28 protein-coding genes and 1 pseudogene are annotated in these 26,561 nt (G+C 57.8%); 11 read left to right on the top strand and 18 right to left on the bottom strand.

The window, feature by feature from the left end; genetic code table 11:
• Positions 1 to 50: 50 nt before the first annotated feature.
• From SM766_RS17075 to SM766_RS17035, 9 genes are all read left to right on the top strand, one after another.
• The gene (locus tag SM766_RS17075) at positions 51 to 569 is read left to right on the top strand and encodes a flagellar basal body-associated FliL family protein (protein ID WP_065272125.1); all 519 of its coding nucleotides are present in this window, start codon (positions 51 to 53) and stop codon (positions 567 to 569) included.
• A 9-nt stretch (positions 570 to 578) separates the two neighbouring features.
• The gene (locus SM766_RS17070) at positions 579 to 1,034 is read left to right on the top strand and encodes a hypothetical protein (protein WP_065272126.1); all 456 of its coding nucleotides are present in this window, start codon (positions 579 to 581) and stop codon (positions 1,032 to 1,034) included.
• On the top strand, positions 1,034 to 1,654 hold the full coding sequence (locus SM766_RS17065) for a MotE family protein (RefSeq protein ID WP_065272127.1): 621 nt from the start codon (positions 1,034 to 1,036) through the stop codon (positions 1,652 to 1,654). The genes SM766_RS17070 and SM766_RS17065 overlap by 1 nt, the downstream gene beginning before the upstream one ends.
• A gap of 91 nt (positions 1,655 to 1,745) precedes the next feature.
• Positions 1,746 to 2,615 (top strand): flagellar motor stator protein MotA, encoded by an 870-nt coding sequence (motA, locus tag SM766_RS17060; RefSeq protein WP_065272128.1) that lies wholly within the window; start codon positions 1,746 to 1,748, stop codon positions 2,613 to 2,615.
• The gene (locus SM766_RS17055) at positions 2,612 to 5,143 is read left to right on the top strand and encodes a tetratricopeptide repeat protein (RefSeq protein WP_368948544.1); all 2,532 of its coding nucleotides are present in this window, start codon (positions 2,612 to 2,614) and stop codon (positions 5,141 to 5,143) included. Before motA ends, SM766_RS17055 begins: the two co-directional genes overlap by 4 nt.
• 531 nt (positions 5,144 to 5,674) lie before the next feature.
• Complete coding sequence (flhA, locus tag SM766_RS17050; RefSeq protein ID WP_490363367.1) at positions 5,675 to 7,708, top strand: flagellar biosynthesis protein FlhA; 2,034 nt, start codon at positions 5,675 to 5,677, stop codon at positions 7,706 to 7,708.
• The gene (locus SM766_RS17045; RefSeq protein WP_368948542.1) at positions 7,705 to 8,484 is read left to right on the top strand and encodes a flagellar biosynthetic protein FliR; all 780 of its coding nucleotides are present in this window, start codon (positions 7,705 to 7,707) and stop codon (positions 8,482 to 8,484) included. The genes flhA and SM766_RS17045 overlap by 4 nt, the downstream gene beginning before the upstream one ends.
• Positions 8,481 to 9,566 (top strand): flagellar type III secretion system protein FlhB, encoded by a 1,086-nt coding sequence (gene flhB, locus SM766_RS17040; protein WP_065272131.1) that lies wholly within the window; start codon positions 8,481 to 8,483, stop codon positions 9,564 to 9,566. The genes SM766_RS17045 and flhB overlap by 4 nt, the downstream gene beginning before the upstream one ends.
• Entirely contained in the window at positions 9,566 to 9,961 is a 396-nt protein-coding gene (locus SM766_RS17035; RefSeq protein WP_065272132.1) for a hypothetical protein, read from the top strand. The genes flhB and SM766_RS17035 overlap by 1 nt, the downstream gene beginning before the upstream one ends.
• 182 nt (positions 9,962 to 10,143) lie before the next feature.
• Here the strand turns inward: SM766_RS17035 and SM766_RS17030 are convergent, their stop codons facing one another.
• Genes SM766_RS17030 through SM766_RS16990 form a run of 9 tightly spaced genes read right to left on the bottom strand, consistent with a single transcriptional unit; the run spans position 10,144 to position 14,726 of the window.
• Positions 10,144 to 10,656, bottom strand: coding sequence for a flagellar basal body-associated protein FliL (locus tag SM766_RS17030; protein ID WP_368948541.1), 513 nt, complete (start codon positions 10,654 to 10,656; stop codon positions 10,144 to 10,146).
• An 8-nt stretch (positions 10,657 to 10,664) separates the two neighbouring features.
• On the bottom strand, positions 10,665 to 11,405 hold the full coding sequence (gene flgH, locus SM766_RS17025) for a flagellar basal body L-ring protein FlgH (protein ID WP_065272134.1): 741 nt from the start codon (positions 11,403 to 11,405) through the stop codon (positions 10,665 to 10,667).
• Positions 11,402 to 11,821: a flagellar basal body P-ring formation chaperone FlgA gene (gene flgA / locus SM766_RS17020; protein WP_368948540.1), complete on the bottom strand. Its 420-nt coding sequence runs from the start codon at positions 11,819 to 11,821 to the stop codon at positions 11,402 to 11,404. Before flgA ends, flgH begins: the two co-directional genes overlap by 4 nt.
• Positions 11,821 to 12,606 carry a flagellar basal-body rod protein FlgG gene (flgG, locus tag SM766_RS17015; protein ID WP_065272136.1) on the bottom strand — a complete coding sequence of 262 codons (786 nt, stop codon included), beginning with the start codon at positions 12,604 to 12,606 and terminating at the stop codon, positions 11,821 to 11,823. Before flgG ends, flgA begins: the two co-directional genes overlap by 1 nt.
• Positions 12,607 to 12,616: 10 nt before the next feature.
• Positions 12,617 to 13,330, bottom strand: coding sequence for a flagellar hook-basal body complex protein (locus SM766_RS17010; RefSeq protein ID WP_065272137.1), 714 nt, complete (start codon positions 13,328 to 13,330; stop codon positions 12,617 to 12,619).
• Positions 13,330 to 13,602 (bottom strand): flagellar biosynthesis protein FliQ, encoded by a 273-nt coding sequence (fliQ, locus tag SM766_RS17005; RefSeq protein ID WP_065272138.1) that lies wholly within the window; start codon positions 13,600 to 13,602, stop codon positions 13,330 to 13,332. The genes SM766_RS17010 and fliQ overlap by 1 nt, the downstream gene beginning before the upstream one ends.
• A 3-nt stretch (positions 13,603 to 13,605) precedes the next feature.
• The gene (gene fliE / locus SM766_RS17000) at positions 13,606 to 13,902 is read right to left on the bottom strand and encodes a flagellar hook-basal body complex protein FliE (protein ID WP_065272139.1); all 297 of its coding nucleotides are present in this window, start codon (positions 13,900 to 13,902) and stop codon (positions 13,606 to 13,608) included.
• 26 nt (positions 13,903 to 13,928) lie between these two features.
• Positions 13,929 to 14,321 (bottom strand): flagellar basal body rod protein FlgC, encoded by a 393-nt coding sequence (gene flgC / locus SM766_RS16995; RefSeq protein ID WP_065272140.1) that lies wholly within the window; start codon positions 14,319 to 14,321, stop codon positions 13,929 to 13,931.
• 15 nt (positions 14,322 to 14,336) lie between these two features.
• A complete protein-coding gene (locus SM766_RS16990; RefSeq protein ID WP_274831686.1) occupies positions 14,337 to 14,726 on the bottom strand; it encodes a FlgB family protein in 390 nt (129 codons plus the stop codon).
• A gap of 87 nt (positions 14,727 to 14,813) precedes the next feature.
• Between SM766_RS16990 and SM766_RS16985 the strand changes: the two genes are divergently transcribed.
• Positions 14,814 to 16,145: a FliI/YscN family ATPase gene (locus SM766_RS16985; RefSeq protein ID WP_368948597.1), complete on the top strand. Its 1,332-nt coding sequence runs from the start codon at positions 14,814 to 14,816 to the stop codon at positions 16,143 to 16,145.
• A gap of 122 nt (positions 16,146 to 16,267) precedes the next feature.
• Here the strand turns inward: SM766_RS16985 and SM766_RS16980 are convergent, their stop codons facing one another.
• The 6 genes from SM766_RS16980 to SM766_RS16955 form a co-directional block, all read right to left on the bottom strand.
• The gene (locus SM766_RS16980; RefSeq protein WP_237028363.1) at positions 16,268 to 17,083 is read right to left on the bottom strand and encodes a DUF1217 domain-containing protein; all 816 of its coding nucleotides are present in this window, start codon (positions 17,081 to 17,083) and stop codon (positions 16,268 to 16,270) included.
• Positions 17,080 to 17,484, bottom strand: a complete 405-nt coding sequence (gene flbT, locus SM766_RS16975) for a flagellar biosynthesis repressor FlbT (RefSeq protein ID WP_065272142.1) — start codon at positions 17,482 to 17,484, stop codon at positions 17,080 to 17,082. The genes SM766_RS16980 and flbT overlap by 4 nt, the downstream gene beginning before the upstream one ends.
• Before the next feature lie 3 nt (positions 17,485 to 17,487).
• Positions 17,488 to 17,859, bottom strand: coding sequence for a flagellar biosynthesis regulator FlaF (gene flaF / locus SM766_RS16970; protein WP_274829380.1), 372 nt, complete (start codon positions 17,857 to 17,859; stop codon positions 17,488 to 17,490).
• An 82-nt stretch (positions 17,860 to 17,941) separates the two neighbouring features.
• Positions 17,942 to 18,766: a flagellin N-terminal helical domain-containing protein gene (locus SM766_RS16965; protein ID WP_065272143.1), complete on the bottom strand. Its 825-nt coding sequence runs from the start codon at positions 18,764 to 18,766 to the stop codon at positions 17,942 to 17,944.
• A 352-nt stretch (positions 18,767 to 19,118) separates the two neighbouring features.
• Entirely contained in the window at positions 19,119 to 19,943 is an 825-nt protein-coding gene (locus tag SM766_RS16960) for a flagellin N-terminal helical domain-containing protein (RefSeq protein WP_368948538.1), read from the bottom strand.
• 740 nt (positions 19,944 to 20,683) lie between these two features.
• Positions 20,684 to 21,508 carry a flagellin N-terminal helical domain-containing protein gene (locus SM766_RS16955; RefSeq protein WP_274829382.1) on the bottom strand — a complete coding sequence of 275 codons (825 nt, stop codon included), beginning with the start codon at positions 21,506 to 21,508 and terminating at the stop codon, positions 20,684 to 20,686.
• Positions 21,509 to 22,013: 505 nt separating this feature from the next.
• On the opposite strand from SM766_RS16955, the pseudogene SM766_RS16950 reads away from it, so the two are divergent.
• Positions 22,014 to 22,170, top strand: a pseudogene (locus SM766_RS16950) (integrase core domain-containing protein); the annotation flags it as partial.
• 302 nt (positions 22,171 to 22,472) lie between these two features.
• Here the strand turns inward: SM766_RS16950 and SM766_RS16945 are convergent.
• From SM766_RS16945 to SM766_RS16935, 3 genes are all read right to left on the bottom strand, one after another.
• Positions 22,473 to 23,297, bottom strand: coding sequence for a flagellin N-terminal helical domain-containing protein (locus SM766_RS16945; protein WP_065272147.1), 825 nt, complete (start codon positions 23,295 to 23,297; stop codon positions 22,473 to 22,475).
• 442 nt (positions 23,298 to 23,739) lie between these two features.
• Positions 23,740 to 24,564 (bottom strand): flagellin N-terminal helical domain-containing protein, encoded by an 825-nt coding sequence (locus tag SM766_RS16940; RefSeq protein WP_368948536.1) that lies wholly within the window; start codon positions 24,562 to 24,564, stop codon positions 23,740 to 23,742.
• Positions 24,565 to 25,060: 496 nt separating this feature from the next.
• The gene (locus SM766_RS16935; RefSeq protein ID WP_368948535.1) at positions 25,061 to 25,894 is read right to left on the bottom strand and encodes a flagellin N-terminal helical domain-containing protein; all 834 of its coding nucleotides are present in this window, start codon (positions 25,892 to 25,894) and stop codon (positions 25,061 to 25,063) included.
• Positions 25,895 to 26,561: the final 667 nt, after the last annotated feature.

The raw sequence follows: 26,561 nt of genomic DNA, 5'->3' as shown, positions 1-26,561 counted from the left end.
GTTAGTTCCTCACGGGTTATGAAGAGGAGCACGACGTTTTAGGGATAGCCATGACAGACGCTGTAGTAGATACAGAAGAACCAGCCAAAAAAAGCAAAATGCCCCTGATTATTGGGGTTGTGCTTGCGGTAGCTGGTGCGGGCGGCGGATTCTTCGCCGTTCAGTCAGGCCTTCTTCCTTTTGGTCACAAAGCAGCGCCCGAATCGGCGCATATGACCGAAGAGGCGCCAGAAGGCGTGGATAGTGGTGAGACGGCAGAGGATATTGCCAATCTTGCCTTCATCGAAATGGAACCGATTGTAATATCGCTGCAAAGTCCCAGTGGCATTCGGCATTTGCGGTTCCGTGCACAACTAGAGGTCGATCTGGCCCATCAGGCCGAGGTCGAAAAAGTCCTCCCACGAGTTGTCGATGTTCTGAACAGCTATCTACGCGCTTTGGAGGTTAAGGATCTTTCCGATCCGATGGCCCTGCCAAAACTGCGCGCACAGATGCTGCGGCGGATCAATATCGCGACCGGACAGGGTCGCGTGAGGGATCTGCTGATCATGGATTTCGTACTAAACTAGGAGGACAGGATGGACCTTATTGCTGATATCCTGCTTGCAGCCGGAGCTCTCGGAGCTGGTTTCTATTGTCTGGTGCTGTCGCGCCGGTTGAAACGGTTCAACGATCTGGAAAAAGGCGTCGGCGGTGCCGTCGCGGTTCTTTCGGCGCAGGTGGATGACCTGAACAAATCTCTCGTATCGGCCCAGAAGGTGTCGGATGGCTCCAGCAAGGCGTTGGAACAGCTCACCGGACGCGCAGAGACGGTTGCCCAGCGGCTGGAGCTGATGATGGCCTCGATGCATGACATGCCCGAAGCCGCAGCGCCCGAAGCGCCGCAGCCCACAGCCCAGGGGGCCGAAGAGCACGATGCTCTGGCGGAAGCCTACGGATCGCAGGGTGAGCCGGAAAAACCGGCCGAGGATACGTCCAGCTCCTCCGGCCTGATGTTTGTCCGTCACGCTCGTGGTCAGAATCGGGTGGCGTGATGAGCGAAAAGAAAAAGAAATCAAAGAAGGGCGCTCGCGCAAAAAGCGGCACCCTGATGATGATTGCATTGCTGCTGATGGGATCAGCGATTCTTCGCCTCGGTCTCGACGCAGGTCCGGCGATTGCTCGTGAAGTTGCCAGCCTTCAAAAGGAAGGCAACGAAGATCACGCGGATAAAGGCGAGATGCGCAGCGAATCGATGCCGTCTTCGGCAGAGCTGCAGGCGATGCTGGCTGCGTTCAAGGAACGCGAAGCGGCTCTTGCAGCCCGCGAGGCTGAAATCGAGGATCGTATGAAGGCGCTGGAGATCGCGGACCAGGCGATCGACACCAAACTGGCAGCGCTTCAGGATGCCGAGGAGAAGCTGAAATCCACTCTGGCCCTGGCCGATGGTGCGACCGAGGCGGATGTGGCCCGGCTGACCACCGTCTACGAACAGATGAAGCCAAAAGAATCGGCTGCACTGTTTGAAGAGATGGATCCGACTTTTGCGGCCGGATTTCTGGCGCGCATGCGTCCCGAGGCAGCAGCTGGCATCATGGCCGGTCTGAGCCCCGAAGCGGCCTATACGATCAGCGTTGTGCTGGCCGGAAGAAATGGCGCCGTACCGACGGAATAACTTGGGCCGGTCGAACTTGGCCCAGTTGATTAGTCTTTTTTAATCAGACTCACCTAAGCTTCTATAAAGCAACACAATTCGGAGTGAACCTGTGATCGGGATTATAGGTATTGTCGTCATCTTTGCCATGGTTTTTGGCGGGTATCTGATGGCTGGCGGCAAGATGGGCATCATCCTGAAGTCGCTTCCTTTTGAGCTGATGATGATTGGCGGGGCAGCGGTCGGTGCCTTTCTTATCAGCAATGACATGAGCGGTATCAAACACACGCTCAAGGATGTTGGGAAAGTCTTCAAGGGTCCCAAGTGGAAGCCGGATGATTACCGGGATCTGCTGTGCCTGCTCTTTTCCCTGATCCGGATCGCCCGTGCGAACCCGGTCGAGGTGGAGCAGCATATCGAAGACCCGGAAAATTCGTCGGTGTTTAACAAATACCCTAAAATCGTGGCCGACAAGGAGGTGGTGAACCTGATTTGCGACACCATGCGCTCGGCCTCGATGAACTACGACGACCCGCATCAGGTCGAGGAAGTTCTGGAAAAGCGGATGGAAGCCAACCTGCATCACGCCATGCACGGCAGCCACGCGCTTCAGACCATGGCAGATGGCCTGCCGGCCCTGGGGATTGTTGCGGCGGTTCTGGGTGTGATCAAGACCATGGCCTCGATCGACCAACCGCCAGAGGTTCTGGGCAAGATGATCGGCGGCGCCCTGGTCGGTACCTTCCTTGGAGTGTTCCTAGCCTATGGCCTGGTTGGTCCCTTCGCCAGCAAGGTCAAATCGGTGACCGAGGAAGACGCGCATTTCTATCAGCTGATCCGCGAAGTACTTGTGGCCAACCTGCATAACCACGCGGCAGCAATTTGCATCGAAGTCGGGCGTCAGAATACCCCGTCTCACATCCGCCCCGGTTTTTCGGAACTGGAAGAAGCTCTCAGATCGGTGAAACAGGACGCAGCATGATTTGGCGCGCACTCGCGATAACTGCCACAGTTTTGGCCAGTCTTCTGGTCTCGGGCGAAGCCCGGGCCCAGACGATCGTGGCCCGCTCAGGTGAACACGACGGATTTTCCCGGCTGGTTATGCGTCTGCCCAATGGGGCGGACTGGTCTCTGACCCAAAGTGGGCGAAGTGCGACATTGAACATCGGCGCCCGGGACATTGTGTATGACACGTCCCGCGTCTTCAACCTGATCCCACGGGACCGGTTGCAGGCCATCGGACAGGCTGCGCCCGGGCAGCCGTTGCGGATGGATCTGGGCTGCAACTGCGAAATCCGGTCTTACGTGCAACGCGATGGCTATCTCGTGATCGATATCCGTGATGGCAACGATGAACCAGTCTATTCCACCGCAGGCAGTGGTGCCGCCGTAGGCAGTGGTCAGCCCTTCGTGCCCTCCCTTCCTTTGCAAACCGCCGAGCAGCCGAAAACCGAGCAACCGACATCCGGTTACCGGTTCAATCTGGGACAAAGCGCCATCGCGGATGCCCGCCTGGCGCTGGATCTCGCTGCTGCGGTGGAACGCAGCGCACCACCCGCGCCAGCAACCAGTACAACTCGTGTGGAGGCGCCCGTCGCCCAGTCCGAAATGCACGCCGCAACGAGCGCCGAACAGTTACGTCTGCCTGCGCTATTGCCGTTGGAGCCGCGTGCCGAAGCAAGCAATGTGCCGACGCCGGATCCCGTCAAGGCCAATATGGGCGAGCCGCAGAAGCCGATGACGTTGCCGGAAGTGAATCTGCTTCTCGATATGGAAGAATCGGCCCGCGCTGCGACCGTGAACGCCTCTGAACAGCGCCTGCTGCGTCAGATTGGCCGGGCCGCGAACCAGGGTCTTTTGGACATCGCCATCGCAGGTGGGCCGATCGATGCCGGACAGCGGCAGATCAATCCGCTGGACCGGGATGGGCGCCCACTGGATCCACTGGATAATATCTCCATTACATCCGCAGTCGATCGGGAGGCGGGGCTTCTTGCCCGCGCCCGTGACGAAGAGGATGAATCCGAATTGTGCCTGCCTGATCATGGTATCGCCGTATACAACTGGGGCAATGACAGCTCCTTTGCCGATCAGGTGGGACCGCTGCGCAGTGCGTTAGTTCGCGAGTTTGACGACGTTAATCCGGCAGGTGTGCTGGCCTTGGCGAAACTCTACATTTTTTTCGGCTTTGGCGCCGAAGCCAAGGCGATGATCCAGGCCATGCCCGAGGACCGGCTGACACCGGAAAACAAAAATATCCTGAATGCTTTGGCGGATCTCGTTGAAGGCGAGACATTGCCGATAAACCATCCGTTTTCCGGACAGCAAATCTGTGACGGCGACACTACCCTGTGGTCGGTATTGGCGGATGGTGAAATCAAGAAAGGTGCCAATACCGATGCCATTCAGCAGGCGTTTGGGCGTTTGCCTGTACATCTGCGGGTGCACCTTGGCCCCAAGGTTAGTTCTCTCTTTTCCGAGGCAGAGCAATATCATGTAGCCGGGGCGATCCTGAGGTCGGTGAACCGGACCGGTGTTGATCACGTGCCGGAATTGAATATGGCCGAGGCCGCGATTGCGGATCTGGAAGGGGACACGGAAAAGGCTGCGGAAAAACTGACCGAAGCTGTTGCGGAACGCACAGAGAATACTCCGGTTGCCCTGATTGAGCTGATTGCGCTCAGCTATAAGGAAGACAAGGCTCTGTCGCCGGACGTGCCGGATGTTGTCGGCTCTTATGAGCACGAGAATCGCGACGGCGAACTGGGGGCGGATCTGCGCAAGGCCGAGATCACAGCCCTGGCGCTCACCGGACGTTTCCACGATGCATTCCAAGAGCTGAAGGAACTCAGCAACCGCGATGGTCCGGCCGCCCGCACGGCCGCTCTGGAACCTTTGATGACTCTTCTCACAGAGCGCGCGGACGACGTAACCTTCCTTCAGTATGCGCTCGTCTTTGCGATGCAATCCACCGCCAGAGAAGCGGCGCCGGTCGCAGATATCATCGCGCGCCGGTTGCTGGATCTCGGATTTGCAGAGCAGGCCATGTCCCTGCTGAAGAAACTGGCGCTGGAGCCCGAAAACGAGAAACGCCGCGAGATGCTGGCCGAAGCAGCTCTGGCGTTGAATAAGCCTCAGCGGGCTCTGGTTGAACTGATGGGGCTGGAGAGTACCGAGGCCAACCGTCTGCGCGCCGAGGCGCTGTGGCGCAATGGTGAATACGGCCGGTCGGGTGAATACATGCAGGTCGCAGAGGACAAGAACGCGGCGGCCCGCGGCTTCTGGCACTCCGAGAACCTGGAAGCGATCCAGTCGTTGGAAGCGGATGAGGGAACTCCGTTCCGGCAAGTTGCCGACATGACCACAGAAATCGGCGAGACTGCGAAGGATCCCGAAGGTCTGACACCGCTGGCCCATGCCCGTGCACTTGTCGAAAGCAGCCAGGGCACCCGCGGCGGGATCGAAGATCTGCTGAAACAGCTGAAAGCCGCACGCGCTGAAACAGAGTAATCGAAGGCTCCTTTAGATCATGGACCGCTCTCTTTTGAGGGCGGTCTTTGCGTTGGGCGATAACGGTTTGTAAACCGTCTTTGCCTAGCTTGAACCGCGGATGAATCCGCAATTGGAACGGGCAGAATGCCGGAAAAACAACATAGAATACGCCTGATTGGGCGGCGGCGCTTTGGGCAGCCGTTGCACCTTGAGCAGGTCCCGCCGTCCTTGGGTGATTCTGCTTCACTCGACAGGCTGCGCCCCGGCGACACGGCTGTCGCTTTCTCCGCTTTCTCAACGCTTGAACAGGCAGGGGTTGGTCTCCCCCGCACGAACAGCTGCGCGCTGCGTCCTTCCCGTTCGCTACGCTCGCGGCGGCGGTCCAGGACCGGGCAGCTGCCCTCTGCCGTGCGGTCTTCAACATATTCCCAGCATGCCGTGGCACCTGCCCGGCCTGCACTGACATCTTTGAAATAGGGGACATTACAGGTGCCCAAAATCACACCTCAACAGCTGTTTAGCCCCACCGTGCTGCTGGCGCTGGCATTGATGGCGATCATCGTGATGATGATTCTGCCGATGCCGTCCTGGGTGCTGGACGTTGGTCTTGCTGCCTCCTTTGGTCTGGCGATTCTGATCTTCACCATCACGCTGTTCATTGAAAGGCCACTGGATTTCTCGTCCTTCCCGACGATCCTGCTGGCCTCTCTGATGTTGCGGCTGTCACTGAACGTCTCCTCCACGAAACTCATCATTGGTCAGGGTCACACCGGGACCGATGCGGCTGGTGATGTTATCCAGGGCTTTGCCCAATTCGTGATGGGCGGCAGTGTTTTCCTGGGCCTTGTGGTCTTTGGGGTGCTGCTGATCGTGAACTTCATGGTCATCACCAAGGGCGCGGCCCGGATGGCCGAGGTGGGCGCCCGTTTCGCACTGGACGGTATGCCTGGTAAGCAGCTGGCCATCGACAGCGATATGTCCGCTGGTGCCATTGACCATGCCACCGCCCGGGCTCGCCGTGAAAATGACCAGCGCGAAACCACATTCTTTGGCTCGCTTGATGGTGCATCGAAGTTTGTCAAAGGCGATGCGGTTGCCGGTCTGCTGATCACCCTGCTGAACCTGGTGATGGGTCTGGTGATGGGTGTTCTGGTGCATGGCATGCCGGTGGGCAGCGCCTTTGAAACCTACGCCATCCTGACCGTCGGCGACGGTCTGGTTTCGCAGATCCCGTCGGTGATCATTTCCATTGCCGCGGCCCTGCTGCTGGCGCGCGGCGGTGCCACCGGCGCCACCGATATCGCCCTGTTCGAACAGTTCGGCAAACACCCGGCCGCTTTGACCACCGTTGCGGTCCTGATGGTTCTCTTCGCGCTGGTGCCCGGTTTGCCGTTCCTGCCCTTCATCGTTGGCGGCGCGGCTCTGGGCTTTGCGGCGTATCGCATTCAGATGAAAAAACAGAGCGCCGAAGAGGCTGAGGTTGAAGAACAGCTTGAAGAGGCGGCCAATCCGACGCCGTCCAAGGCGCTTGGTGATATTCTTGACCTTGACGATCTGCACCTGGAGTTCGCACCGGATCTGGTGAGCATGGTTCTGGATGAGGGCACCGGGCTGGATGCGCGGATTGCCAATATGCGAACCCATATCGCCACCAGTTTCGGTCTGATCCTGCCGGAAATCCGGCTGACGGATCAGGCGGATCTTGAGATGGGAACCTATGTGGTGAAGGTTCAGGGTGTGGAACAGGCCCGTGGCACGCTGCACCCGGATATGGTGCTGGCGTTGATGCCGGACAACCATTCGGCACTGCCGCCCGGTACCGATGTGACAGAACCTGTCTACGGCGCTCCCGCCCGGTGGATCGGAGCCCAGAATCAGGATGCGGCTGCCGTTGCGGGCGCGACCGTGGTAACGCCGCCCGAAATCCTGGCCACCCACCTGCTTGAGGTGATCAAACAGAACTTCTCGCGGCTGCTGACCCTGAAATCGCTGCGCCGTCTGCTGAACGAAATGACCGAGCTGTCGGATGCTTTCCGGGCCGAGGCAAACCGCAAGCTCCTGGATGATCTGGTGCCGGACAAGGTGCCAATGGACACGCTACATTCGGTGCTGCGCCTGCTGCTGGATGAACGCGTGTCGATCCGGAATCTGCCGCTGATCCTTGAAGCCATTGCAGAGGCACGGGTGCACACCACCCAGCCCGAACTGATCTGCGAGCACGTGCGTCAGCGCATGGGGTTCCAACTGGTGGCAGAGATGAAGCGCGAAGATGGTACCATTCCGCTGATCCAACTGGCGCCGGAATGGGAAGACACCTTCTCGACCTATCAGGTGGACATCCAGGGCGGGGGGATGGATATCGCGCTGCCGCCCGACATGTTCAACCGCTTGGCCGAAGGGTTGAGCGAGCGGCTCAACACGATTACCGAGCAGGGGATTTTTGCTGCAGTTGTCACCTCGACCCGCCGCCGCCGTTATCTGCGCACGATCCTGAAGTCGCGCGGCATTACCAACCCGGTGCTGTCCTTCGAGGAAATCGGGCTGGAGGCCCGCCCGGCGCTCGTGGGGATGGTGCAAGCATGAACCTGCTGGACCTTCCCCCAGGGCTGGTTGCGCTTCTGGGGGCGGGCTTCTGGCACGCGGCCATGGTGTTTTTACGGATCTCGGCGATCGTGTCCGTGCTGCCCGCCTTTGGTGAGCAATATGTGTCGATGCGGGTTAAATTGGCGCTATCCATTGCCTTTACCGCGATTGTGGCCCCTGCGCTGCCCGCAATCCCCGAGCCGACAAGCGCCTTGCAGTTTGCAGGGTATGCCGCCAGCGAGGCTGTTGTCGGGCTGGCGCTTGGCGTCGGGATCCGTTTCTTTGTTCACGGTCTCCAGACTGCGGGCACCATCGCCGCGCAAAGTACCTCGCTGTCGCAGGTGTTGGGCGGTATCGGCGCAGAACCGATGCCGGCCCTTGGCGCTGTTCTTTTGATCTCTGGCTTGGCGCTGGCAGTGATGATGGGCCTGCACGTGCGGGTGGCAGAGTTCATGATCTATTCCTACGACGCCTTTCCGGCCGGGGTCTTCCCGGCGGCGGGTGGTCTGTCCGAATGGGGCGTCCACCGGGTTGCCAAAAGCTATTACATGGCATTTACCCTTGCGGCACCTTTCCTGATTACGGCGGTGATCTACAATCTGGCACTTGGTGTCATTAACCGTGCGATGCCACAGCTGATGGTGGCCTTTGTCGGGGCGCCGGTGATCACCTTTGGCGGCTTGTTTATTTTGATGGTCGGCAGCCCGGTGATCTTGGATGTCTGGGTTCGGGCGTTGATGACGTTCCTTGCCAATCCGGGAGGCAACATACCATGAGCGGTGGTGACGACGACTCAGATAAGTCATTCGAGCCGACGGCGCAGAAGCTCCAGAAGGCACGGGAAAAAGGCGAGGTTGCCAAATCCACCGATCTGTCGGTTGCGGCTGCCTATCTGGGGCTGGTCGTGGCTTTATATGTTTCTGGCAGTGGCATGGTCGAGGGCTTCGGAACGGTGCTGATATCCCTGTTGGATCAACCCGACCGGCTGGCCCAGCAAATGTTCACCGGCGCCGCAAGCGCCCCCGTCGGCGGGATCCTGATGGCTTTGGTGATACCTATTTTGCCGATCTTCATTCTGCCCTTTGGTGCGGTGCTGTTGTCGATCCTGGCACAGCGCGCGCTGGTCTTTGCGCCCAGCAAGCTGGAGCCGAAGATGTCAAAGATCTCTATCATTTCGAACGCGAAGAACAAATTCGGCCGAGCTGGATTGTTTGAGTTCCTCAAGAGCTTCGTAAAGCTGGTTCTCTATTCGATTTGTCTTGGTGTCTATCTTAGTTACCGGTTGCCAGAGATGATTGCCTCCTCCGGAACGGGTGCCTTTTCCGTTGTCGCGATGTTGGCGCAGCTGGGAATGGAATTTCTTATTATCGCCCTGTTGCTCGCATTGCCGGTCGGTGTCGTGGATGCGGTGTTTCAGCACGCCGAGCACATACGTAAGAACATGATGTCGCGCCAGGAAATCCAGGATGAGGTTAAGGATTCCGAAGGCGATCCACATGTGAAGGGGCAACGCCGTCAGAAGGGCCAGCAAATCGCCATGGGTCAGATGATGGCTGATGTTCCCAAGGCCGATGTGGTGATCGTCAACCCGACCCACTATGCGGTTGCGCTGCAGTGGAGCCGGGAAAAAGGCTCTGCGCCGAAATGCGTTGCCAAAGGGGTGGATGAGGTTGCCGCCGCAATCCGCCGGGTTGCCAACGAACATGCGGTACCGATCCACAGTGATCCGCCCACTGCCCGGGCGTTGCACGCCACCATCGAAATCGGTGAGGAAATCATGGAAGAGCACTATGCTCCTGTTGCGGCGGCCATCCGGTTTGCCGAGGCCATGCGCCAGCGGGCGAAAGGAGGGGTCTGATGAAACAGAAGATGCTGGATCAAATGGCAGCGGTGACTGCGGCGCAATATCTGCGCGAACATGCGCGGGTGAAGCCGATTCTGGATGAGGAAGCCCGTTTGCGTGGGCAGCTTACCAAGCTGAACGCCCATGTGCAGGCCACACGCAGTGAAGCAGATGAAAACCACATGATGAAAGCGTTGGGCGCTGATCTGCTGTGGGAAGGCTGGCACACCCGGGCAAAGCGGGAACTGAACACCGAACTGGCCCAGGTCACGGCAAAGAAGCTGATGGCAATGGACAAACTGCGCAAATCCTTTGGCCGCAAGACCGCCATTGCGGACATGGCCAAGGCCGAACGCGATCTGCACAAGGCCGCGCGTATTAAGGCGCTGCAGGAAAAGTTGTTGAATTAAGTCCGGGTGCTGGGAGCGCCCGACCAGCTCTGAAACAAGAGCGGCGCGAAGAGGTCTCAGGCAAGGTCACACAGCTTTGGTGGCAGGCGAAACGTATTGGCGAAACGCAACAGTGACAGGCGAAACGCAAAAGGCCGGACCAATCAAGGTCCGGCCTTTTTGTTGTATATAGGTAAGTTGTATCAGACGTCTTGGCGGGTCATATCCATGATCAGGACGTCATAGACGTCACGTCCAAGCTGCCGCTGTGCGGCTTCACGCAGCGCCGTGCGTAGGGGGTGCATCACGTCAGAGCGAGTGAACGCGCCTTTGAAGCCGCCCATGTTTGCATGGTCAAACAGTACCTGCAGGAATACATCGCGTAGTTTGGGTTCAAAGGTGCGAATTTTATCCGCCATACCGGGTTTTGTTTCCAGGCTGAGAGTGATCACAACCAAAGAGGTCAGTTCGTCGTGTTCAACAACGGGAACGATGAACTGGTTCGGGATCTTGACGTAATCATGCTCTCCACCCTCCATGGACTCGGCGGCGCCATGCCCGTCGTCCATAGTTTCCGTCGGCGGGGCCATGTGTTCTTCCCCGGTTGAGGCCATTTCATGCTCGGGGGCCGGTTCGGGCGCCATCATGATCCCGGCGCCAATTCCAGCGCCGGTGCCCACAATCAGCAGGATGAGAGGCAGTATCTTTGCAAGCATGGTTTACCTCAGAATGGCAGGATGGCGTCCAGGACCTGTTGGCCGTAACGCGGTTGCTGCATGTCGGTGATCTGGCCGCGTCCGCCGTAGGACACGCGGGCCGACGCGATCTTGTCGTAGGTGATCTCGTTCTGGCGGCTGATATCCTGCGGCCGTACATAGCCGGACACTAGGAGTTCGCGCATTTCGAAGTTCACTCGCAACTCCTGCGAGCCGCTGATCGCCAAAACTCCGTTTGGCAGTACGTCAACCACGGTGGCTGCCACCCGCAGTTCCAGTTTTTCGCTGCGTTTCACCGATCCCTTGCCCGCAGCCGAGCTGGAGCTGCCAAGTTCCACCGCGTTCGAGGCGCTGGCTCCATCCGGAAGGTGACGATCCAGGCGCTGAGGCAGCCCCAGAAGCTGCGGCAGTGCCATGCTTTCCGAGCCGGAGCGGGAGCGCGCGGTGTCGTTCTTGATCTCTGCCGTTTCATCAATCTCGATGACCACGGTCATGATGTCGCCCTTCTTGATGGCGCGGCGGTCGCCCAGAAGGGACTGTTGCGAACCGCTCCACAAAGAGGCGCTATCGACAGCGCGCCGCGGTTGGCTGTCCTGCGGCAGGCCCTGCCAGAGCATCGCGACATGTTCGGAAGATTCATTGGCCGGCGAAAACGACGGTGGCTTGCCAAGGTGATCAGCCCGCCCACAAGCGCCGAGAATGATCAGCCCTGCCAGGGCGGCTTTGGAAGTGAATGCTGTGTGTTTCATTTTCGTACCTCGACGGATCCGTCGGCTGCTATGCGTCCGGTTACAGTGGTGCGTGATGCCAGATTCATCACGCGGATCAGTTCGCCCTCGGCGCCGCGTCCAAGCGCGCGCCCTTCGGCGGAAATGGAAAGCCCACCCTGAACGAAGGTCAGAATCACCATGTCGTTGCGCTCGACGATGGCCGGGGGGCCAACATCGCCGGGCCGCAAGGGGCGACCCGGATAAAGCGCAACGCGGGCTTCCTGACCGATCACCTCTTCGGGGTCGGACAGGGCACCCAGAACCTCGCCGGGTTTGAGCGCCAGATCCGATGCCGTCAGAATTTCCTTGGGGCGTACCGTGCGAACCGGGACCAGGATATCGGCCCAGGCGGTCTGCGCGATCAGCGTCACAAGGAGGGCGAGCTTGAGTCTCATCAGCGGACCTGTGTGGTTGCGCCCATCATCTGGTCGACTGCCGAGATGACCTTGGCGTTCATTTCATAGCCGCGCTGCGCTTCGATCAGTTCGGTGACTTCGCGCACCGCATCGACCGAGCTGGCCTCCAGATAACCCTGGCGCAGGGTGCCAAGACCGTCTTCGCCCGCGGTGGCAACCAGAGGTGCCCCGGAAGCTTCGGTCTCGGTGAACAGGTTGCTGCCGATCGCCTCCAGCCCCTTGGGGTTGGAGAAACCCGCGAGGGTCAGCTGGCCTAGGATCTGACCTTCGGCGGTTTCGTCGAAATAGGCGTAAACTTCACCCTCGGCGTTGATCGAAATGCTGCGGGCATCATCCGGAATGGTGATTTCAGGAGAAACGGTATAGCCGTCAGAGGTGACGATCAGCCCTTCTCCAGATTGTTTCAAGGCACCATCGCGGGTGTATGCGGTCTGACCAGAGGGCAGGGTGACTTCCAGATAACCTTTGCCGTCGATGGCCACATCTAGGTCATTGTTGGTTTCCTGCAGCGGCCCCTGCGACAGATGAACCGAGATGGCAGCGGGACGCACACCAAGGCCAACCTGAACACCGGTGGGAAGAACGGTCCCATCCGAGGCATTCACCGTGCCCGCCCGCGACACTTGCTGATAGTGCAGATCGGCGAACTCCGCCCGCCGTGCGTTGTAGGCGGTGGTGTTCATATTCGCGAGGTTGTTCGAAATGGTTTCGACACGCAGCTGCTGTGCGCTCATACCGGTGGCCGCGATTTTAAGGGCACGCATGGTGTTTCTCCTACTTGATCAGGTTCTTGATGGCGGCGCGGATGCGCTCGTCTTCGGTTGTCAGAAAGCTTTGGCCCATTTCATAGGCCCGTTGGATTTCGATCATGCGCGACACCTGTTGAATGGCATTCACGTTCGATCCTTCGAGAAATCCTTGCAGAACCCGGCCTTCAAGCGCGGGTTCGATTTCGCCATCGACGCGGAACATCACCCCGTCTTCGCGGGACATGGTGTGCATCTCGACCGGCTTGAACAGACCGATCTGGCCCAGGGGCTGGCCATCGGCACTGAGCGTGCCGTCAGAGCCGACCTGAAAGGATTCGGCATCCGTCGGCACAAACAGCGGTGCGCCACCGGCATCCATCACCCGGTGGCCATCCATGGTGACCAGATCCCCCTGGGCATTGGATGAAAACGCGCCGGAGCGGGTCAGCCGCTGACCTTGCGGGGTTTCGACCATGAAGAAGGCATCGCCTTCGATCGCAAAATCGAAGGTGCCGTTGGTCTTGGTCAGCTGGCCCTGCTCCATCGAGGTGTTGTGAATATTCGCGCGTGCCATCGACATGGATTGCTGCCCTGGCGCTGATTGCACGTATTCCGAAAAAATCAGCCCTTCGGAGCGATAGCCCGTGGTTGCGGAGTTGGCGATATTGTTCGCCACCACCCGCATTTCACGCATCAGGCCGGTTTGACGGGACAGTGTTGCATACCCTGCGGTTTCCATCACGAACCTCCGGAAATCATTGGAATGACGTGGCCGTTGAAAAACGCCACGAGTGTTTGTGTCATGAAGCCCATCGACATCCAGAAGACGATGAGGATCGCGACGAGTTTGGGCACGAAGGTCAGCGTCATTTCCTGAACCGATGTCAGAGCTTGAAACAGGCCGACGGCCAGGCCGACGACCAGTGCAACGACCAGAATCGGCGTCGACATCACCACGGCTGCCCAAAGGGCCTGCCGCAACGTGTCGTAGAAAACGCCCTCACTCATCATGGCTTAGACCGGCATCCGCAGGATTTCCTGGTAGGCTTCGACCACCTTGTTGCGGACGGTCACTGCGGTTTCTACCGCCAGTTCCGTTTGTGCCAGCGCCTGCACCAGCGCGTGGGGGTCGCCGTTGCCAGTCATGGCCTGCACGGACATCTGTTCACCCTGCTGCAGTGTGTTGGTGAAGTTTTCAAAGCTCGCCTTGGCCCGTTCACCCGGCGTGGCGCCGGTGAATTCCGGATCTGCCTGCGTTGCAGGGCGGGCGGCGGCATAGCCGGTTGCGGCGGAAAGAGTGCGAATATCCATTCTGGATCTCCTGGTTCAGGGGGAGTTTATTTTCTCAACAGGTCCATCAAGGACGAGGACATCTGCCGCGTCTGGTCGAACATTTTGAGGTTAGCTTCGTAGCTGCGCTGGGCTTCTCGGGCGTCTGCGATTTCGATCATCAGATCTACGTTGGAGCCCTTGTAGTGGCCGCTTTCATCGGCAAGCGGGTGCGAGGGGTCATAGACCTGTTCCAATTCGCTGCGGTCCAGCGACACGCGGCCGACCTTGACACTTTCGACATCGGTGTTGATGTCGCGCACGGCCTGGAACGGCACGGTCTTGCGGCGGTAACCGGGGGTGTCGGCGTTGGAGATGTTCTCAGATACGTGGCGCAGACGTTTGGCTTGGGCCTGAAGGCCGCTGGCGGTTACGCTCAGGGATTTGGCAAATTCGCTCATGGATCAGCCCTCGGTCTAGGTGGTGCGGATGCTGGTGCGCAGGACGTTCATCGACGACTTGTAGATCGCCAGTGCCCGATCGTGCTGGCGCTTCGTTTCGACCCCTTTCAGAATCTCTGTCTCGATCGAGACGGAGTTGTCGTTGGGGTCGCTGCCATCTACCGATTCTGTCACGGCCCAATCCATGCCGACGCCGGAGGCGCCATTCAGATGAGAGCCGCGGCTGGCGATCATGTCGCCGGGCCGTGCCTTTGCAGCGTAGACTTCCTTGAAGGGTTTGATGTCCTTGGCATGATAGCCAGGGGTGTCCGCATTCGCGACGTTCTGCGACACCAGAGCCTGGCGCTTACCCGCATGGGTCGCCATGGCATATGCGATTTTAAAAACATTCAGTTCCGTAAACACCGGGGCTTCTCCCTCGATCAATTTCAATCAAGGCTTAACCCCGATTCCTTTAGAAATTGTTGCAGGAAACAATTGGAGGCCAGGACAATGATTGCTGAGCTAAAAGCCATGACTGAAGAAATCGCCAGCAAACGACTGTCGACGCCGGTCGGGCGTGTGATTGGTATTGTTGGCGGTGAGATCGAGATTGCAGGCCTGCAGAATATCGCCCGCATCGGGGATCGCCTGGTGTTGCGTCGCGGTCCAAATGACGAACTTCATGGCGAGGTTCTGAAGATTGAAGCAAGCAAAATCAGTATGTTGTCAGACAAAACTCCGGATCGTGTCGCGATCGGGGATGCGGTTCTTCTCTATCCTGCGCCGCAGTTTGCACCAAGTGACAACTGGATCGGTCGGGTTATCGATCCTTTCGGAGAGCCTCTTGATGGGCGGCCATTGCTGCGGGGGTCACAAGCACGTGACCTGATGACGCCGCCGCCAAAAGCCGCCGGACGCCGCCATATGGGAGAGCGTCTGGATACGGGTTTGTCGGTGTTCAATACGATTCTCCCGATTGTGCGTGGTCAGCGGATTGGCCTTTTTGCGGGGTCTGGTGTTGGTAAATCGACGCTTTTGGCAAAATTGGCACAGCATATGGAGGCCGATGTGGTCGTCATGGCGCTGATCGGGGAGCGTGGGCGCGAAGTAAATCACTTTGTTGAGCAGGTTCTGGGGCCGGAAGGCATGCGCCGCGCGGTTGTTGTTGCCGCGACATCCGATCAATCGCCGCTGGTGCGACGGCGCTGTGCCTGGGCGGCGATGACGATTGCGGAACATTTCCGCGACCAAGGCAAGAACGTCCTGCTGCTGGCCGACTCGGTTACGCGTTTTGCCGAAGCCCACCGCGAAATCTCGGCGGCTTCCGGCGAAGCGCCGGCCCTGCGCGGCTTCCCACCCTCGGTCACGCCGCTGATCACGGGCATGTGCGAACGGGCAGGTCCCGGCACCGGAGACCAGGGTGATATAACCGCGGTCTTCAGCGTTTTGGTTGCCGGCTCCGATATGGATGAACCGATTGCCGACATCCTACGCGGGGTTCTGGACGGCCATATCGTGCTCAACCGCGAAATCGCGGAACGCGGCCGGTTCCCGGCGATCGATGTGTCGCGGTCGGTGTCACGAAGCCTGCCAGCCGCGGCGACCAAGGAAGAGAACGACCTGATCCTCGACGTGCGGAAATACCTCGGCTCTTATGAACAGTCCGAAGTCATGATCCGCGCTGGCCTTTATTCAGAAGGGACGGATCCGGTTCTCGATACGGCAGTGAAACTCTGGCCAGAGCTGGACGGCTTCTTTGGCCGCGACGACCCCAACGGTGTGAAGAGCAGTTTCGACCGCCTGAAACTGCTCTTGCGCCGCGCCGCAGCAGGCGCGCGTTGAAACGGACCTAGGCACGGCCGACGCGCCGTGCCTGGATGGTCTCAATAGGATGGTAAAAACAAAGGCGCCTGTCGAACAATACCGACAGGCGCCTTTTGCATGGTTTGGATGTGTCTTGTCGCCTAGGAGCCAAGGAGCAGCCGCAACGCGGTCGAGGCACTTGATTGCGAGGATTGGTAATCGGCAAGCTGCGCCTGAGCCAGGTAGCGTGTTGTCAGTTCTTCCATCTTTTCAGGATCAGCATAGACACTCAGATCGTCGGTTCCAAGAAAGTTCTGCGCGCGATCCTTGTAGATTTCGAGCTGACGGTCCACGTCCAGCTGAATAAAGCTCGGCGGCAGGTGGAACGTTGTCTGGAACATCTTCTGAAGGGCGGGCTGACCGATGATATTGTACCATTTGGTATCAATGGAGGTTGGCTCGCCGTCCTCGTTTAGGTCGGTTGCGATATTGACCAGTTCGCGCTCGGCAAACAGCGCAATCCGCATGGATTCGTTCTGTACGCCGACCGCGGCTTCGAAAGACTGGGTTTTGTTGGAGAAGATGATGTTCTCCATGTCCTCTACGGACCCGGTTTTGACTGTGTCACCGGGACCGAACCCGAATGCTTCGGTGAAGGCAACCCAGCGGTCGTCTCCCAATCTGTTCGCCAATGCATCATCCGCCGAAGACCCCTCCTCCAGAACCTTCTGGACGAGGGCCTTCATAGGGAGCTGATCGTCAAGGCCGAAAGCCCCCAGAGCGATGCCCAGCAAGCGGGTGTCTTTCACCAAATCGCCAGCTGTTTTGATATTTCCGATATTCTCGCGGAAATAGTCGCTCTCGCGTTTGAGCAGGGTGTCGTTGGAGAATGTTTCGAACTGCTTGTCGTAGGTCGCCTGCAGAATTCTCCATCCAACAATCCCGTCGGCGGGTATGATTGGCTGGTAGAGGATCATGACGGGCGAATGGCCATCAGGCGTTCTTCGCGCGGCAGCAAGGCCCGCAGCGCTTTCAGGCAGCGATAGTGGTTGTCATTCAGCAGAGATTCCGTGGCCTCGGCCAATGCCGCACGGCTGTCGGAATCGGTGAAAACCTGGCTGAGCTCTTCGATGCGGCGCAGCATCGGCAGGCGGTCTTCTTCGGGATTGCTGTCACCTGTCAGGACCAACTGCGCTGCATAGCAGACGCGGCGGACGGGGGTATTTGCCTCTTCGGGACGGATAGCGTCCCGGAGACGCAGGATGTTTGCGTCTGGAGTTACAATCGAAAGGCGGCTACGACGATCCCCGTTTTCAATAACAGCGCCGTTAACAAGAACGCGCTCTTTCGGGGCGAGTTTCAGAACAAGTCCACTCATATTTTAGGTTGCTCCACTGCGAAGGCCACGCATGATGGCTGTGTTGATTTCTACCAAGGGGCCAATTCCCGATTTACGGGAGAGTACTTGGCTGGTGTGTTGGCTTGTGAACGCTGCGAGATATACGATTTGTTCTTTAAGTTCTTCTGGAAGCCCATTGTCCGAGTCGGCGACATCCGAGCGGAAAATCTGCCAAAGTTTTCGGTTGTCATGGAGAGCTTCGGCAAGTGAAGTGAAGCCTTTTGACCCTTGTTTGGAAGCACTGATCATACGGTGCGTGATCCGGGCGATTGCCTCGAACTCCAGGTCTTTTGGTGTGCGGGTCGGGGCTTTCGCCGCCGAATAGGCGCGCTTCGCATTCAGAAGGGCATTCACGTGTTATCCTAACGTACTATTTCTTCAGGTTCTCTGAGAATAAAGGACCGGGGCGCGTCTGGCGCGCCCCAGATCAGGCCGTTTAACGGAACAGCTGCTGCAGGGTCTGTGGTGCCGAGTTGGCAATCGACAGAGCCTGTACACCCAGCTGTTGCTGGGTTTGCAATGCTTTCAATCGGGCGGATGCTTCTTCCATATCAGCGTCCACCAGCGCACCGATGCCGCTCTTCATCGCATCAGTCACCTTTGAGACGAATTCGGATTGCTTCTCGATGCGGGCTGCCGAAGCACCCAGGGCGGCGGCGCCGTCGACCGCAGTCTGGATCAGAGCTTCAATATCGTCGATGGAAGCTTCAGCGTTTGCGGGAGTGTCGACCATTACGGTTGTCAGGTCTAGGCTGGCTTCAAAATTGACCGAGCTTACGGTGATGTTCGACGCGGTGACTGTACCCGTGGAATCGCGGTCCAGCGAGGACAGAACGGTCAGGTCGCCACCAGCGGTGTTCAGCAGGTTCGCACCGTTGAACTGCGACGATGCGATGATCGAGGTGATCTGGTTTTTCAGCTCGGTAACTTCGGCTTCGAGTTTCCCGTTTTCCACGTTCTCCCCGGTCGCATTGACCACTTTTTCCTTCATCTCTTTCAGGAGCTCGGTGATCTGTTCAGCACCGGCTGTCGCAACCGCAACAGTGGATTCCCCCAGAGCCAGGGAGTCGCCCACGGCGTTGAAGCCGGCAACATCCGACTCCATGACTTTCGAGATCGCCCAGATGGCCGAGTTGTCCTTGGCCGTTGCGACGTCCTTACCGGTGGAAATCGCGTTCTGGGTATTCTCCAGGTTCATGTTGATGGAGTTCAGGGTCTGCAGAGCGACCATTGCGCCGTTGTTCGTCAGAATGCTGGTCATAGCTTTCATTCCTTTAGCGTTTTGAGACGTTTCGTCCCGAGTTTTCCCTGCCCCGAAGGGCATCTCTGACGTCTTTCTGACTGTGCGTTCTGCCGTTCGGCTTGCGCGCCACCCCGTTTTCCAAGGTGCAAGTGGACATTGCCGCGATATTTGCTAAGGGAGTGCTAATTCGGAGAGACCGATTCTGTAGAATTTTCTGTAATTGCCAGCGGCAACATCCCTAAGTTGTGCACGGCTTTCCTTTGCGTCCCGAAGGGGCTGGCGGTTCTGGTCGGCAATAACTGTTGAGCTCATCCATCAGGGGGGAACGGAAAAGACCGGGGCACGTCTGGCGCGCCCCGGATCAGGCCGTTTAACGGAACAGCTGCTGTAGGGTCTGTGGCGCCGAGTTGGCAATCGATAGCGCCTGTACACCTAGCTGTTGCTGCGTCTGCAACGCCTTTAATCGCGCGGATGCTGCTTCCATATCAGTGTCCACCAGCGCGCCGATGCCGCTCTTCATCGCATCAGTCACCTTTGAGACGAATTCGGCCTGCTTCTCGATACGGGCTGCCGAGGCACCCAGGGCGGCGGCGCCGTCTACCGCAGTCTGGATCAGATTCTCGATCACCGAGATGGAAGCGTCAGCCTCTGCCGAAGTGCCGACTTTGACGTCGGTCAGAACCAGGCTATCCGTAAAGTTGACCGATTTTACGGTGATGTTCGACGCGGTGACCGTGCCGGTGGAATCGCGGTCAAGCGAGGACAGAACGGTAAGGTCACCACCAGCTTTGTTCAGTAGGTTTGCACCGTTGAACTGCGACCCTTTGATGATTGAGGTGATCTGGTTTTTCAACTCGGTGACTTCGGCATTGAGTTTCCCGTTTTCCACGTTCTCCCCGGTTGCAGTGACCACTTTTTCCTTCATCTCTTTCAGAAGCTCGGTGATCTGTTCGGCGCCGGCCGTTGCAACCGCAACAGTGGATTCCCCCAGAGCCAGCGAGTCGCTTACCGCGTTGAAGCCGGCAACATCCGACTCCATGACCTTCGAGATCGCCCAGATGGCCGAGTTGTCCTTGGCCGTTGCGACGTCCTTACCGGTGGAAATCGCGTTCTGGGTATTCTCCAGGTTCATGTTGATGGAGTTCAGAGTCTGCAGCGCAACCATTGCGCCGTTGTTCGTCAGAATGCTTGTCATAGCTTTTTGTCCTTTAGCATTAGGAGACGTTTCGTCTCGCGTGTTTGATGCCCCGAAGGGCGTCTCTGACGTCGTTCTGACTATGCGTTAAGCCGTGCGGCTTCCGCGCCCCCCCCGTTTCCCGAGGCGCGATTATACCTTTCCGCAATAGTTTCTAAGAGAACATTAACGGCGAGAGTTGGGATCTATAGAATTCCGCCTAAGTTGTGCATGCTTGCGCATGCCTCTCGAATATTTGATCCAATCCGATGCCAAGCGGATCTTGCGGCCTGCGCCTTCGTATAGATCCGGACCTGTCCGAATGACTTGCTCGCCGCAGGACGCGCGGTTTTCTTCGCTCTTGTCAACGTTTGGGGCTCAACTGGGCTTTGGTGAGACCTGTACGGGGGACCTCATCTAGGCTCGTGCGTGGGGGCCATTGATTGCAATCGCCACGCAACTGGCACAGGTCCGCCATTCGTGCTGCGACTGAGCGGATGCCCCTCCCCAATGGCACTTTTCGATGGGTTCTGAATGCGCGTGACCTTGCCTCACGCCGTGGAAAAGGGCTGGCGTTTCAGGTCGGAACACTGTTGAGCTTTTTGATCGCCTGTTCTTTTCGCACGAGGACGGCTTTTCTCTTTTTCAAAGCGGCATCCATCATGGCAGTACGCCCTTCGCCGAGGCCGACATTTCGTTCATCGATGAGGGGCTAAGGATAAGAAACCGGGGCGCGCCTGGCGCGCCCCGGATCAGGCCGTTTAACGGAACAGCTGCTGTAGGGTCTGTGGCGCCGAGTTGGCAATCGATAGCGCCTGTACGCCTAGCTGTTGCTGCGTCTGCAATGCCTTTAATCGCGCGGATGCCGCTTCCATATCAGTGTCCACGAGCGCGCCGATGCCGCTCTTCATCGCATCAGACACCTTTGAGACGAATTCGGCCTGCTTTTCGATGCGGGCTGCCGAAGCACCCAGGGCGGCGGCGCCGTCAACCGCAGTTTGGATCAGTTTCTCAATGTCGTCGATGGAAGCGTCAGCCTCTGCAGAAGTGCCGACTTTGATGGTTGTCAGGTCCAGGCTGGCTTCAAAATTGACCGAGCTTACGGTGATGTTTGACGCGGTGACTGTACCCGTGGAATCGCGGTCAAGGGAGGACAGAACGGTCAGGTTACCGCCGGCGGTGTTCAGCAGGTTTGCACCGTTGAACTGCGACCCCTTGATGATCGAGGTGATCTGGTTTTTCAGCTCGGTAACTTCGGCGTCGAGTTTGCCATTTTCCACGTTCTCCCCGGTTGCATTGATCACTTTTTCCTTCATCTCTCTCAGAAGGTCGGTGATCTGCTCGGCGCCGGCCGTTGCAACCGCAACAGTGGATTCCCCCAGAGCCAGCGAGTCGCCCACGGCGTTGAAACCTGCAACGTCCGATTCCATGACTTTCGAGATCGCCCAGATGGCCGAGTTGTCCTTTGCCGTTGCAACGTCCTTACCGGTGGAAATCGCGTTCTGGGTATTCTCCAGGTTCATGTTGATGGAGTTCAGGGTCTGCAGAGCGACCATTGCTCCGTTGTTCGTCAGAATGCTGGTCATAGCTTTTAGTCCTTTAGCAATATGAGACGTTTCGTCTCGCGTGTTTGATGCCCCGAAGGGCGTCTCTGACGTCGTTCTGACTATGCGTTAAGCCATCTGGCTTCCGCGCCCTCCCCGTTTCCCGAGGCGCGAGTGGACATTGCCGTGGCGTTTGCTAAGGGAGTGCTAACCGGGAGATCACGCCTCTGTGAAGTCCCTCAAGAGTTGTGTTTTCTTGTGTGCGCCTCTCCAGCTTTTGATCCAACCCGGGCGCCAAAGCGGGTCTTGCGGCCTGTGCTGTCGTATAGCACCGGACCTTTGCGTAGCCGACGCCGGCCCGCTATCCGTGATCCGCCTGAGCGGATTGGAGTGGCCCCCGGAAAGGGGGTTAAACTGATGTGGATTTTTCCCAAATTTGAGGTATCGGCGATGGCTGGAAACGAAAATACCTGAAGAGCCTGCATCGAAATTTGGACAGGTAGAAGTGCTGTAGGGACAGGGGGCAGCGATGGTCGGGGACGAATGCTGCGAGACCTTCAATGTCCGTTGCCGCGGCGAGTTGCTAAATGGAGAGATCTTCTACAGTCTGCGGGAAGCCCAATGCGGATTGAGCAATGGCGCATTCAATACAACCTGATCGGGGCGCAGAGCGCTATCGGCCGCCAGCGCCTGAATGTATTGTCATGGTGGATCAGATTCAGATGATAAAGTGCCACTCAAATCGGAACACTCAATGCGGGCACCCTAGGATACCCTCAATGGTATTTTTCGATGGGGGTCTGAATGCGGGTGATCTTGCCCTGCACCTGTGAAAGGGACTGGCGTTCTAGATCGGAAAAACTGATGAACTCTTCGATCAGCAGTTTCATTGCGAAAATGACTTTTTCTTTTTCAGTGCGTCCTTCGCCGAGGCCGACACTTCGTTCATCGATGACGGGCTAAAGAAAAGAAACCGGGGCGCTTGGCGCGCCCCGGATCAGGCCGTTTAACGGAACAGCTGCTGCAGGGTCTGCGGTGCCGAGTTGGCAATCGACAGAGCCTGTACACCCAGCTGTTGCTGCGTCTGCAGGGCCTTCAATCGCGCGGACGCTTCTTCCATATCTGCATCCACCAGCGCACCGATGCCGCTCTTCATCGCGTCAGTCACCTTTGAGACGAATGCGGACTGCTTCTCGATGCGGGCTGCCGAAGCACCCAGGGCGGCGGCGCCGTCGACCGCAGTCTGGATCAGAGCTTCAATGTCGTCGATGGAAGCTTCAGCGGCTGTCGAAGTGCTGACGTCGACGCTGCTCAGAGTCAGGGTGGCTTCAAAATCAACCGAGGTTACGGTAATGTTCGAAGCGGTGACTGTGCCAGTCGAATCCCGGTCAAGGGAGGACAGAACGGTCAGGTCACCACCAGCGGTGTTCAGCAGGTTTGCACCGTTGAACTGCGACGATCCGATGATCGAAGTGATCTGGTTTTTCAGCTCGGTGACTTCAGCGGAGAGTTTCCCGCTGTCCACGTTCTCGCCGGTTGCATTGATCACTTTTTCCTTCATCTCTTTCAGAAGGTCGGTGATCTGTTCGGCGCCGGCAGTTGCAACCGCAACAGTGGATTCACCCAGAGCCAGGGAGTCGCCCACGGCGTTGAAACCTGCAACGTCCGATTCCATGACTTTCGAAATCGCCCAGATTGCCGAGTTGTCCTTGGCAGTTGCGACGTCTTTACCGGTGGAAATCGCGTTCTGGGTGTCCTCCAGATTCATGTTGATGGATTTCAGGGTCTGCAGAGCGACCATGGCGCCATTGTTCGTCAGAATGCTGGTCATAGCTTTTATTCCTTTAGCGTTTTGAGACGTTTCGTCCCGAGTTTTCCCTGCCCCGAAGGGCATCTCTGACGTCTTTCTGACTATGCGTTCAGCCGTCCGGCCTCCGCGCCCCCCCGTTTCCCGAGGCGCAGAGACACTTTGCCGTGATGATTGCTAAAGGAATCCTAATGCGTGGAGTTTGGCTTCGTAAATTTTTCCCTAAATTTCCCTGGAGTTTTTCTTAAGTTATAAAGGTGTGCAGTGTTCTCCAGCTTCTGATCCAAGGCTTTTGGTTCAATCGAGCGGCCCCAATGGCGCTTTCCGATGGGTTTTGATTGCGCCTGACCTTCCTTAGCACTTCCCAAAGGGCAGGGTATTTCAGACCGGAATGCGTGTTGAACTCATCAATGAGCGTTGAGAATAAGAAACCGGGGCGCGTCTGGCGCGCCCCGGATCAGGTCGCTTAACGGAACAGCTGCTGCAGGGTCTGTGGCGCCGAGTTGGCAATCGATAGCGCCTGTACCCCTAGCTGTTGCTGCGTCTGCAACGCCTTTAATCGGGCGGATGCGGCTTCCATATCAGTATCCACCAGCGCACCGATGCCGCTCTTCATCGCGTCAGACACCTTTGAGACGAATTCGGCCTGCTTTTCGATGCGGGCTGCCGAAGCACCCAGGGCGGCGGCGCCGTCGACCGCAGTCTGGATCAGAGCTTCAATGTCGTCGATGGAATTTTCAGCGGCTGTCGAAGTACTTACATCGACAGTTCCCAGGGACAGGCTGGCTTCAAAATCGACCGAGCTTACGGTGATGTTCGACGCGGTGACTGTACCCGTGGAATCGCGGTCCAGCGAGGATAGAACGGTCAGGTCGCCACCAGCGGTGTTCAGCAGGTTCGCACCGTTGAATTGCGACCCTTTGATGATCGAGGTGATCTGGTTTTTCAGCTCGGTAACTTCAGCTTCGAGTTTGCCGCTGTCCACGTTCTCCCCGGTTGCATTGACCACTTTTTCCTTCATCTCTCTCAGAAGCTCGGTGATCTGTTCGGCGCCGGCCGTTGCAACCGCCACCGTGGATTCCCCCAGAGCCAGCGAGTCGCCCACGGCGTTGAAGCCGGCAACGTCCGATTCCATGACTTTCGAGATCGCCCAGATGGCCGAGTTGTCCTTGGCCGTTGCGACGTCCTTACCGGTGGAAATCGCGTTCTGGGTATTCTCCAGATTCATGTTGATGGAGTTCAGGGTCTGCAGAGCGACCATTGCGCCGTTGTTCGTCAGAATGCTGGTCATAGCTTTTATTCCTTTAGCAATATGAGACGTTTCGTCTCGCGTGTTTGATGTCCCGAAGGGCATCTCTGACGTCTTTCTGACTATGCGTTAAGCCATCCGGCTCCCGCGCCACCCCGGTTCCTGGGACGCAAGTAGACATTGCCACGAAAATTGCTAAGGGAGTTCTAATAGGGGGAGTGATGGGTAGTTAAATCGTCGCAAAGTTGTGCGACCTTTCGCAGGATTTTCCAGTTTCTGATCCACCCGGATGCTATAGCGGATTTTGCGGTCTGCGCTGACTTATACCGCCAGACCTTTGCGCAGCCGACGCAGGTTCGCCATCCGTGCTGCGGCTGAGCGAATGCCCCCATGGCGTTTTCGATGGGTCCTGATCGCGCGTGACCTTGCTTTGCACTTCCGAAAGGGGGGCTCCAGCTCGGAGACATTGTTGAGTGCTTCGATGAGGGGCTAAGGATAAGAAACCGGGGCGCGCCTGGCGCGCCCCGGATCAGGCGGTTTAACGGAACAGCTGCTGTAGGGTCTGTGGCGCCGAGTTGGCAATCGATAGCGCCTGTACGCCTAGCTGTTGCTGTGTCTGCAACGCTTTCAATCGGGCAGATGCTGCTTCCATATCAGTGTCCACGAGCGCGCCGATGCCGCTCTTCATCGCATCAGTCACCTTTGAGACGAATTCGGACTGTTTTTCGATGCGGGCTGCCGAAGCACCCAGGGCGGCGGCGCCGTTGATTGCAGTCTGGATCAGTGTCTCAATCTTCGCGATGGAAGCTTCAGCCTGCGTTGAATTACTGACATCGATAGTTCCCAAAGACAGATTTTCCTCAAAGTTGACCGAGGATACGGTGATGTTCGAAGCGGATACTGTAGAGGATGTGCCAGTCCCATTGCGGTCAAGCGAGGACAGAACGGTCAGGTCACCACCAGTTTTGTTCAGCAGGTTCGCACCGTTGAACTGCGACCCTTTGATGATTGAGGTGATCTGTTTTGTCAGTTCGTCGACTTCGGCTTTGAGTTTGCCGTTTTCCACGTTCTCCCCGGTTGCATTGACCACTTTTTCCTTCATCTCCTTCAGAAGGTCGGTGATCTGTTCGGCGCCGGCCGTTGCAACCGCAACAGTGGATTCACCCAGAGCCAGCGAGTCGCTTACCGCGTTGAAGCCGGCAACATCCGATTCCATGACCTTCGAGATCGCCCAGATGGCCGAGTTGTCCTTGGCCGTTGCGACATCTTTACCGGTGGAAATCGCGTTCTGGGTATTCTCCAGGTTCATGTTGATGGAGTTCAGGGTCTGCAGAGCGACCATTGCGCCGTTGTTCGTCAGAATGCTTGTCATAGCTTTTTGTCCTTTAGCATTAGGAGACGTTTCGTCTCGCGTGTTTGATGCCCCGAAGGGCGTCTCTGACGTCGTTCTGACTATGCGTTAAGCCGTGCGGCTTCCGCGCCCCCCCGTTTCCCGAGGCGCGATTATACCTTTCTGCAATAGTTTCTAAGAGAACATTAACGGCGAGAGTTGGGATTTGTGGAATTCCGCCTAAGTTGTGCAGGCTTGCGCATGCCTCTCGAATATTTGATCCAATCCGGTGCCAAGCGGATCTTGCGGCCTGCGCCTTCTTATAGATTCGGACCTGTCCGAATGACCTGCTCGCCGCAGGACGCGCGGTTTTTCTTCGCTCTGGTCAAGGTTAGGGGCTCAACTGGCCTTTGGTGCGACCTGCACGGGGGGAGCTCATCTAGGCTCGTGTGTGGGGGCCACTGATTGCAATCGCCACGCAACTGGCACAGGTCCGCCATTCGTGCTGCGACTGAGGGAATGCCCCTCCCCAATGGCACTTTTCGATGGGTTCTGAATGCGCGTGACCTTGCCTCACGCCGTGGAAAAGGGCTGGCGTTTCAGGTCGAAAAAACTGTTGAGCGCTTCGATCGCCTGTTCTTTTCGCACGAGGACGGCTTTTCTCTTTTTCAAAGCGCCATCCATCATGGCAGTACGCCCTTCGCCGAGG

Source organism: Pseudophaeobacter sp. A-200-2 (assembly GCF_041008815.1).
In the GTDB taxonomy this organism is placed as follows: Bacteria; Pseudomonadota; Alphaproteobacteria; order Rhodobacterales; family Rhodobacteraceae; genus Phycobacter; species Phycobacter gallaeciensis_A.
The sequence above is the reverse complement of the archived record's forward strand: the minus strand, read 5'-3'. Positions and strand labels throughout refer to the sequence as shown.

Coding starts and splice junctions, on each gene's coding strand:
- SM766_RS17075 (WP_065272125.1), top strand. CDS start 51: ATGACAGACGCTGTAGTAGATACAGAAGAACCAGCCAAAAAAAGCAAA.
- SM766_RS17070 (WP_065272126.1), top strand. CDS start 579: ATGGACCTTATTGCTGATATCCTGCTTGCAGCCGGAGCTCTCGGAGCT.
- SM766_RS17065 (WP_065272127.1), top strand. CDS start 1,034: ATGAGCGAAAAGAAAAAGAAATCAAAGAAGGGCGCTCGCGCAAAAAGC.
- SM766_RS17055 (WP_368948544.1), top strand. CDS start 2,612: ATGATTTGGCGCGCACTCGCGATAACTGCCACAGTTTTGGCCAGTCTT.
- flhA (WP_490363367.1), top strand. CDS start 5,675: ATGGCGATCATCGTGATGATGATTCTGCCGATGCCGTCCTGGGTGCTG.
- SM766_RS17045 (WP_368948542.1), top strand. CDS start 7,705: ATGAACCTGCTGGACCTTCCCCCAGGGCTGGTTGCGCTTCTGGGGGCG.
- flhB (WP_065272131.1), top strand. CDS start 8,481: ATGAGCGGTGGTGACGACGACTCAGATAAGTCATTCGAGCCGACGGCG.
- SM766_RS17035 (WP_065272132.1), top strand. CDS start 9,566: ATGAAACAGAAGATGCTGGATCAAATGGCAGCGGTGACTGCGGCGCAA.
- SM766_RS17030 (WP_368948541.1), bottom strand. CDS start 10,656: ATGCTTGCAAAGATACTGCCTCTCATCCTGCTGATTGTGGGCACCGGC.
- flgH (WP_065272134.1), bottom strand. CDS start 11,405: ATGAAACACACAGCATTCACTTCCAAAGCCGCCCTGGCAGGGCTGATC.
- flgA (WP_368948540.1), bottom strand. CDS start 11,821: ATGAGACTCAAGCTCGCCCTCCTTGTGACGCTGATCGCGCAGACCGCC.
- flgG (WP_065272136.1), bottom strand. CDS start 12,606: ATGCGTGCCCTTAAAATCGCGGCCACCGGTATGAGCGCACAGCAGCTG.
- SM766_RS17010 (WP_065272137.1), bottom strand. CDS start 13,330: ATGGAAACCGCAGGGTATGCAACACTGTCCCGTCAAACCGGCCTGATG.
- fliQ (WP_065272138.1), bottom strand. CDS start 13,602: ATGATGAGTGAGGGCGTTTTCTACGACACGTTGCGGCAGGCCCTTTGG.
- fliE (WP_065272139.1), bottom strand. CDS start 13,902: ATGGATATTCGCACTCTTTCCGCCGCAACCGGCTATGCCGCCGCCCGC.
- flgC (WP_065272140.1), bottom strand. CDS start 14,321: ATGAGCGAATTTGCCAAATCCCTGAGCGTAACCGCCAGCGGCCTTCAG.
- SM766_RS16985 (WP_368948597.1), top strand. CDS start 14,814: ATGATTGCTGAGCTAAAAGCCATGACTGAAGAAATCGCCAGCAAACGA.
- SM766_RS16980 (WP_237028363.1), bottom strand. CDS start 17,083: ATGATCCTCTACCAGCCAATCATACCCGCCGACGGGATTGTTGGATGG.
- flbT (WP_065272142.1), bottom strand. CDS start 17,484: ATGAGTGGACTTGTTCTGAAACTCGCCCCGAAAGAGCGCGTTCTTGTT.
- SM766_RS16965 (WP_065272143.1), bottom strand. CDS start 18,766: ATGACCAGCATTCTGACGAACAACGGCGCAATGGTCGCTCTGCAGACC.
- SM766_RS16960 (WP_368948538.1), bottom strand. CDS start 19,943: ATGACAAGCATTCTGACGAACAACGGCGCAATGGTTGCGCTGCAGACT.
- SM766_RS16955 (WP_274829382.1), bottom strand. CDS start 21,508: ATGACCAGCATTCTGACGAACAACGGAGCAATGGTCGCTCTGCAGACC.
- SM766_RS16945 (WP_065272147.1), bottom strand. CDS start 23,297: ATGACCAGCATTCTGACGAACAATGGCGCCATGGTCGCTCTGCAGACC.
- SM766_RS16940 (WP_368948536.1), bottom strand. CDS start 24,564: ATGACCAGCATTCTGACGAACAACGGCGCAATGGTCGCTCTGCAGACC.
- SM766_RS16935 (WP_368948535.1), bottom strand. CDS start 25,894: ATGACAAGCATTCTGACGAACAACGGCGCAATGGTCGCTCTGCAGACC.